The sequence below is a fragment of the Microcystis sp. M109S1 genome, from assembly GCF_020247025.1.
GTDB lineage: Bacteria > Cyanobacteriota > Cyanobacteriia > Cyanobacteriales > Microcystaceae > Microcystis.
The window spans coordinates 1-7124 of the sequence record NZ_JADBRW010000149.1 but is presented as its reverse complement, the minus strand read 5'-3'; the positions used below and the strand labels follow the sequence as shown (position 1 = coordinate 7124).

Below are 7124 nucleotides of genomic sequence, written 5' to 3'. Positions count from 1 at the left end.
TAACTGATAACTGATAACTGATAACTGATAACTGATAACTGATAACTGATAACTGATAACTGATAACTGATAACTGATAACTGATAACTGATAACTGATAACTGATAACTGATAACTGATAACTGATAACTGATAACTGAAAATGTCCAATTCCTCAACAACCTCGCAATTAAAGCCTAATAGCCCCAAAATTCTGGCTGTTGTCAACGGTAAAGGTGGTGTGGGTAAAACCACCACTGCGGTCAATTTAGCGGCAATTTGGGGGCAAAATCAGCGTGTTTTGCTGGTGGATGCGGATCCCCAGGGTTCCTCCACTTGGTGGGTAGAAAGAAATCAAGGGGATATGGTATTTGATTTAGCCAAGCAAATTAATACAGAGAAATTAGGAGAATTGCGTCAAATTATCGAGTACGATCTGATCGTGATTGACACACCACCAGCTTTGCGCTCCCAATTACTTACCGCAGTAATAGCAGAATCAGATTATTTAATTTTACCGACTCCTCCCGCACCGATGGATTTAATGGCTTTAATTGACACGGTACGCACGGCAGTTAAACCCCTAGGAATTTCCTATCGGGTTTTGTTAACGAAAGTGGATTCCCGTAGTCTTAAGGAAACTTTGGAAGCACAAAATACTTTATTAGAATTAGGTATTCCTGCCTGTCATGCTTTTGTCAGAAATTATAAGGCCCACGAAAAAGCCGTTTTAGACGGGGTAGCTATTACCAATTGGCGCGGTAAAAATGCCCAAGAAGCCAGCGCCGATTATCGTCGTGTGGCAGAAGAATTAGAACGGGATTGGTAGATTTATCGACAGGTTTTCTAAGCACAATATTTTTGCAGTAAAGAAATCACTAAATCTAGACCATCGGGCTGCACTTGAACAGTATAGGCTTCGGCTTCAATTTGCCGGCTAAAACCTTCATAATTCATAAAAAATCTTCTGGTTATTGCTGGTGGTTCTATCCCTAAATTAAGAGCTTTAACTGTTTTGCCTCCATGACAAAGTTGAGTGGCATGGACAGCTTCATGAATCAATGTTGGTCGGGCAATACCTAAGTCAAAAACTAGGGGATGAATCCAAATAATTCTAGTTTTACTATCAAATAAACCGTAGGCTCCTCGCACTGGTGGCGGGGCAATTTTGACGATGAAATTGTGTTTTTCTAGAGCTTTTTGTAGTCGTAGAAAATCTGGATTCGCTGCCGATAAATTTTCTCCTGCAGCTAATTGTATCCCTAGAAAAACAGCAGCGATTGTGTAATAAATGCCCATCAGGTGATAGTTCATATTAAAGGGAGATCAAAATTAGCAAGAGGTCTATTGATGAATCGAACCATCGGGGAGAATTGTTCCTGTTAAAATTGCCCCAGTTAATTTCACCATAATACGCTTACCAAAGCCAATTTTTGCCCCGCGTAAATCCGCCGCCGACAGATCCGCCCCGCTTAAATCGGCCCCGATGAGATTGGCTTCCTGTAAATTTGCGCCTTTAAGGTTAGCTTCGAGGAGATTGGCGCGAAAAAGATTAGCTTTGTACAGATTAGCTTTTTCTAGGTTAATTTTGTGCAGGAAGCTATCGCTTAAGTCAGCATGGCTTAAATCTGCCCCGATGAGACTGCGATTAGAGAGATCTTTTTCCTTCAGGTTGGCCCCCTGTAAATCGGCTCCGTTTAAGTCCCGATAGTGAGGGCGCCAGGCGGCATGATTGTGAACCTGATGGTTATTCTGGGAGTGGCTGTGTTGACTATGGGTTTCTTGACTAGGGGTTTTGTGACTGTGGGTTTGTGAATTTTGGCCGGGTTGGCTAGGGTGAGGCTGATAGGGGGAAGCAGTTTTATAAGCGTGGGCGGGCTTTTTTTCAGGTTTAGGGGCGTAATTGGAGCTTTTAGGAGAATTTTGATGGATTTGCCGCAATTGCTCCCTAGCGTGGTTAATTTCTTGCAGTTTAGCGGTGGCTTTTTCCAAAAGACGCTGATTATCTTTGGGAATGCGATCGGGATGCCAAATAAACACCAAATCCTTGTAGGCCTGATTGATCTCGTCGAGAGATGCCCCATGATCTAACCCTAAAACTTTATAGTATCGCTCCAATTCTTTCATCATCGAAGTCCTAGTACAAGGATAAAAGCATTAATGGCCAGAATTTTTCTGAGTCTGGTCGGATTTTCTGGGAGAGGATTTCTTTCAGGATAATTTGACTCTGGGATAGTTGCCATAAAATTTGAGAAAATGTCTGGTAATTAAGAAAATCTCGTTTTTCTATCCTGTTTTGGGCTGTAATTGTATAGCATATAACAGCAAACTTAGCAAGTTATCGATACAAAACTTAATTTATGGTCTTGGGGGTTGGGGGTTGGGGGTTGGGGGTTGGGGGTTGGGGAGATTTGGTCAGTTATCAGTGAACAGTAAACAGTAATCAGTGAAAAGACAGCACTCTTGCTGTCATCCATATACTGCTCACTTAACACTCCAGGTTCTTTTTGTTTGTGTTATGCAATGGACGGGGTTATAAGGGATGAAACCCTTATAGAGAAAGACATTTAGCGATTTTTGTCAATTGTTTTCCCTCTAGAACGAACTAATCAATTAAGTCTCTTGCCAGATAAGGATTTAGTCGATTTATGCCCCCCGATGGAACCGTCCCGAGTAACGAAGAACCAGAGTCCCACTGATAACTGGTAACTGATAACTGATAACTGAAAAGGCTGACGACCGACTGCTGTATGATAAAACTTGTCCCGATAGGATAAATCAAGGTTGTGAAATTTGGTCAGTGGTTGGGGTTTATCTGTTTAATAATGGCTCTGTATGTATTGTGGCAGATTCGACAGCTGTTATTATTGATTTTTATGGCGATCGTGTTTACCGTAGCCTTAAATAGATGTGTAAAAGGATTGCAGAGATTAGGGATTAAAAGGGGGTTGGCTATTTTAATTACCCTGCTGACGAGTCTAGCAATTGTGATTTTATTTTTTGTAATTATCGTTCCCCCCTTTGTTGAACAGTTCCAAAAATTAATTGAACTTTTACCGCAAGCTTGGGATTTAGTCCGTAATAACTCGATTCGATGGCGACAACAATTCCAATTTGATTGGTTGCCATCGCTGCCTAATTTAAGTGATTTAGTCCAGCAGTTACAACCTTTAGGAACCTTTGTTTTTAGTAACTTTTTTACTTTCTTTTCTAACTCAGTTGCGGCAATTTTGCAATTATTATTCGTGCTGGTGTTAGCAATGATGATGTTAGCCAATCCCCAACCCTATCGACAAGCTTTCTTAAAATTATTTCCTAACTTCTATCGTCGTCGTGCCGAGGAAATTCTTACCCTATCGGAAGCGGGTTTGGGTAATTGGTTGTTGGGAATTGCCATTAGTTCAACTATCGTGGGAGTATTAAGTGGTTTCGGTCTTTGGGTTCTACAAATTAATCTAGTTCTCGTTCATGCTATCCTAGCAGGATTGCTCAATTTTATCCCTAATATCGGACCGACTGCTAGTGTGATTTTTCCGATACTCATTGCTGTTATCGATGCACCTTGGAAAATTGTCGCTATTCTGATTCTCTATTTTATTATCCAAAATGTCGAAAGTTATTGGTTGACACCCACTGTCATGGCTAAACAGGTATCTTTATTACCGGCAATTACCCTAATTGCTCAAATATTCTTCGCTCAAATATTTGGCATCTTAGGTTTATTATTGGCTTTACCTTTGACAGTGGTAGTAAAAACATGGTTAGATGAATTACTATTCAAAGATATTTTAGATCAATGGGATCACGGTCATAACAAATCTTAAATAATCTCGGCAAAAGTCATGAAATTAATCATTCTTACTCTCGTTATTTTATCTAATTTTTTTGCTGCTCTCCCAGCTAAGTCTGAAACGGTTCTAGAAAAAATTAAACGCACGGGATTATTAGAAGTAGCTATGAGAGAAGATGCGATTCCGTTTGGCTATCGAGATAGTAATAATAATTTGCAGGGATTATGCTTAGATTTTATCCAATTGCTTAGAGAACAACTAAAGCATAAATTAAACCTCCGGATCATCAGTGTCAAAATTTATAAATCAACTTTATTTAATCGCTTCCAGTTATTGGAAAATAAAACCGTTGATTTCGAGTGTGGTCCTAATAGTATCAGAAAAAATATACCTGATGGTGTCAGTTTTTCTCGTCCTTTTTTTGTCACGGGAACTCAGTTTTTAGTTCGGAGTGATAATCAGAAGAATTTTAACTTTTCCTCGTCCTTAGAAGGTATAAGTATTGGAGTTTTGCGAGATACCAGCACTCAAGAATTATTAAGACAAAAATATCCTCTTGCTACCTATCAAGAATTTCAAGGAGTGACGGGAAGACTGCGAGGTATCCAAAGTTTAAGAAGGAATAGAATAGATGCTTTTGCTAGTGATGGTATTCTGCTAATTGGAGAAGCTGTCATTCTCGGTTTATCCTTAGAAAAAGATTATCAACTTATCCCCCGCAATCCTTTAAATTGTGATTATTATGGTTTCATTCTTCCCGCTAATGATCCCCAATGGCAAGAGTTTATTAATGCGGTTATCGTCACCAGTGAGAACAGAAATATTTTTAAAACATGGTTTACTGAAGTTGCTTATTATTTTAGAGATACCTGGCAGTATTGTCGTAATAATCCAGAAAAATCTCAGTAAAACTTAACGATTATGCTCAAAAAAAAAGATTTATTTTGGTTAGTTGGTTGCGGCACAATAATCCTGTTTATTTGCAGTGCTATCAGACATATTTTATTTCAATCTAATGCTCTCGATCTTGGTTGGTTCGATCAAGGAGTTTACCTAATTTCTCAAGGAAAAACCCCGATTATATCTTTTGTTGGCTACCATATTTTAGGCGATCATATCGCTTTTATTCTCTATCCTATAGCCTTACTTTATAAAATTTATCCTAGCGTTTATTGGCTGCTTTTCTTACAAGCTTTTTCCCTTTCCCTTGCAGTTTTTCCCCTCTGGCAATTGGCAATACAAGCGGGATTAAAAGAAAAACAAGCTTATACATTAGCCTTAGTTTATCTGCTCTATCCCCTGATTTTTAATGTTAATCTCTTTGATTTTCATCCCGAAGTTATCGCAGTGCCAGCGATTTTTTGGACAATTTTGGCAGCAAGATTAAATAATCTCTGGGGATTTTGTCTAGGAATCATTATTATTCTCGGTTGTAAAGCAATTCTCTCTTTAACATTGTTGGGAATGGGTATCTGGTTACTTCTCTGGGAAAAGAAAAAAATCTCGGGAATAATTGCTATTATTAGCGGCATTCTTTGGTTTATTATCACCACGAAATTATTAATCCCTCTCCTGACAGGAAAATCGGCAGTTATCGAAATGGCTGATTCTCGATATAGTTATCTAGGAGATAGTTTGCCAGCAATTATCTTTAATCTTTTCCTCAAACCCGATCTTGTCCTGGGAAAAATCTTTACTGGCAATAATCTAGAATATCTAATCCTATTAATTATTCCCTTATTTTGGGGTTTATCCTGGCGCTATTCTGCCCCAATAATTGCCGCTATTCCCGCACTCGCTTTAAATTTATTAGCAGATCATGCCCCACAAAAAAACTTAACCACTCAATATTCCCTGCCAATTTTGCCCTTTTTATTTCTAGCGGTTATCGCCACTTTAGCCCATAATAGTAACTGGTTGAAGCAGCCTAAATGGATAATTACTTGGGCAATTATTGCCTTTCTTGCCTTAGCTAAATACGGCTATTTTTGGTCACTATATTTAAATTCCCTTGATACTTGGGCAGCTACCCAAAAAGCTCTAACCCAAATTACCACCGGTGAGAGTGTCTTGACTACTTCTAGAATTGCCCCCCATCTTACCCATCGAGAAATAATCAAATTAGCGATCGAAGGTTCCCAATCCCTAGATTTAAATCAATTTAATTATATCCTACTCGATCGCCGTCATCCCGGTTGGTCTAGTTCACCAGAACTGATTGATGATCACTTAAATAAACTGAATCAAAATGAGAACTTTCAGCTAATCTTTAATCAGGATGATGTATTTTTATATCGGGCATTGACAACCCCTCAAGAAACAACATAATTTGTCGTTCCACCGATTCCAATAAATTTTCTTTATCGACGGGAAACCAGATAATATCAGCATCGGCACGAAACCAAGTGCGCTGACGTTTAGCAAATTGACGGGTGTGGAGGATAATTAGATCGATCGCCTGTTCTAAAGAAATTTCCCCGAGGAGATATTGCTTAATCTCTGCATAACCCAAAGTCTGCAAAAGTGGCAAATCCCAACCGTATTTATCCCCCAAATTCTGCACCTCTGCTACTAATCCCCTCGCGATCATTTGATGAGTACGAACAGTGATCCGCTTGCCTAAACTTTCTGGGGAACAATCTAAACCAATTTGTAAAATCGGATAAGTGGGAGGATTTTCTCCCTGCTGACTAGAGATAGGTTTTCCTGTCAGATAAAAAACCTCCAAAGCGCGTAAAGTCCTGATCTGATCATGGGGATGAATTTTTTTAGCAGCCTCCTCATCTACCTGCGTCAGAATCTGATAAAGATAGGATTGCCCTAAAGCTTGTAATTGCTGTCTTAAATCCGCTTGAGGAGAAACCCTCGGTATTTTTAAACCTTTGACAATGGACTTGATATAAAGTCCCGTACCACCGACCAAAAACAGAGGAGAATAGTGGAGAGTGGTGATTAAATCCTCAGCTTGTTCTTGGTACTGTGCTAGGGTAAAATTATGCTGAGGAGCGCAAATATCAATTAGATAATGGGGAATCCGCTGACATTCTTCTAAGCTAGGTTTAGCGGTACCAATATTAAATTCTCGATAGATTTGTCGGGAATCGGCACTGAGAATTACTGAATTAAACTTTTCGGCCAATTGTAGGGCTAAACTGGATTTTCCCGTGGCAGTTGCCCCACAAATAACAATCAGAATAGGGAAAGAGGAAGTAGTCATCGAAAATTTTGGGTGGGAAACCCCGCCGTTCTAGGTTGGCTTTACGTTAGAATTAAAAAGACCGTCTCGAAAACCAAGTGGGCGGACAGCACCTTGAAAACTCGGCTTAGGGGGTTCCGTTCAGAAAAGCTTGTCCG

At 39.5% G+C, this 7124-nt stretch carries 7 protein-coding genes and 1 pseudogene; 5 read left to right on the top strand and 3 right to left on the bottom strand.

Going from position 1 to position 7124, the window contains the following annotated elements:
• Positions 1-142 precede the first annotated feature (142 nt).
• Positions 143-808 (top strand): ParA family protein, encoded by a 666-nt coding sequence (locus tag IM322_RS07110; RefSeq protein ID WP_286826634.1) that lies wholly within the window; start codon positions 143-145, stop codon positions 806-808.
• Positions 809-825: 17 nt separating this feature from the next.
• Here the strand turns inward: IM322_RS07110 and IM322_RS07105 are convergent, their stop codons facing one another.
• Both IM322_RS07105 and IM322_RS07100 read right to left on the bottom strand, forming a co-directional pair.
• Complete coding sequence (locus IM322_RS07105; RefSeq protein ID WP_287078577.1) at positions 826-1278, bottom strand: DUF8637 domain-containing protein; 453 nt, start codon at positions 1276-1278, stop codon at positions 826-828.
• A gap of 45 nt (positions 1279-1323) precedes the next feature.
• Entirely contained in the window at positions 1324-2106 is a 783-nt protein-coding gene (locus IM322_RS07100; RefSeq protein ID WP_287675235.1) for a pentapeptide repeat-containing protein, read from the bottom strand.
• A 384-nt stretch (positions 2107-2490) separates the two neighbouring features.
• On the opposite strand from IM322_RS07100, the pseudogene IM322_RS07095 reads away from it, so the two are divergent.
• From IM322_RS07095 to IM322_RS07080, 4 genes and pseudogenes are all read left to right on the top strand, one after another.
• Positions 2491-2688, top strand: a pseudogene (locus IM322_RS07095) (hypothetical protein).
• Positions 2689-2765: 77 nt separating this feature from the next.
• Positions 2766-3803, top strand: a complete 1038-nt coding sequence (locus IM322_RS07090; RefSeq protein WP_286826676.1) for an AI-2E family transporter — start codon at positions 2766-2768, stop codon at positions 3801-3803.
• 18 nt (positions 3804-3821) lie between these two features.
• Positions 3822-4679, top strand: a complete 858-nt coding sequence (locus tag IM322_RS07085) for an amino acid ABC transporter substrate-binding protein (protein ID WP_287675232.1) — start codon at positions 3822-3824, stop codon at positions 4677-4679.
• A gap of 12 nt (positions 4680-4691) precedes the next feature.
• Entirely contained in the window at positions 4692-6098 is a 1407-nt protein-coding gene (locus IM322_RS07080) for a DUF2079 domain-containing protein (protein ID WP_287675230.1), read from the top strand.
• On the opposite strand, the gene miaA is transcribed toward IM322_RS07080, so the two are convergent.
• On the bottom strand, positions 6040-6987 hold the full coding sequence (miaA, locus tag IM322_RS07075; RefSeq protein WP_287675228.1) for a tRNA (adenosine(37)-N6)-dimethylallyltransferase MiaA: 948 nt from the start codon (positions 6985-6987) through the stop codon (positions 6040-6042). The two genes, IM322_RS07080 and miaA, sit on opposite strands and share 59 nt — an antisense overlap.
• Positions 6988-7124 lie beyond the last annotated feature (137 nt).

Bases quoted from the DNA above. Each gene is read 5' to 3' on its own strand.
- IM322_RS07100 (WP_287675235.1), bottom strand. From the start codon at position 2,106: ATGAAAGAATTGGAGCGATACTATAAAGTTTTAGGGTTAGATCATGGG.
- miaA (WP_287675228.1), bottom strand. From the start codon at position 6,987: ATGACTACTTCCTCTTTCCCTATTCTGATTGTTATTTGTGGGGCAACT.
- IM322_RS07110 (WP_286826634.1), top strand. From the start codon at position 143: ATGTCCAATTCCTCAACAACCTCGCAATTAAAGCCTAATAGCCCCAAA.
- IM322_RS07080 (WP_287675230.1), top strand. From the start codon at position 4,692: ATGCTCAAAAAAAAAGATTTATTTTGGTTAGTTGGTTGCGGCACAATA.
- IM322_RS07105 (WP_287078577.1), bottom strand. From the start codon at position 1,278: ATGGGCATTTATTACACAATCGCTGCTGTTTTTCTAGGGATACAATTA.
- IM322_RS07085 (WP_287675232.1), top strand. From the start codon at position 3,822: ATGAAATTAATCATTCTTACTCTCGTTATTTTATCTAATTTTTTTGCT.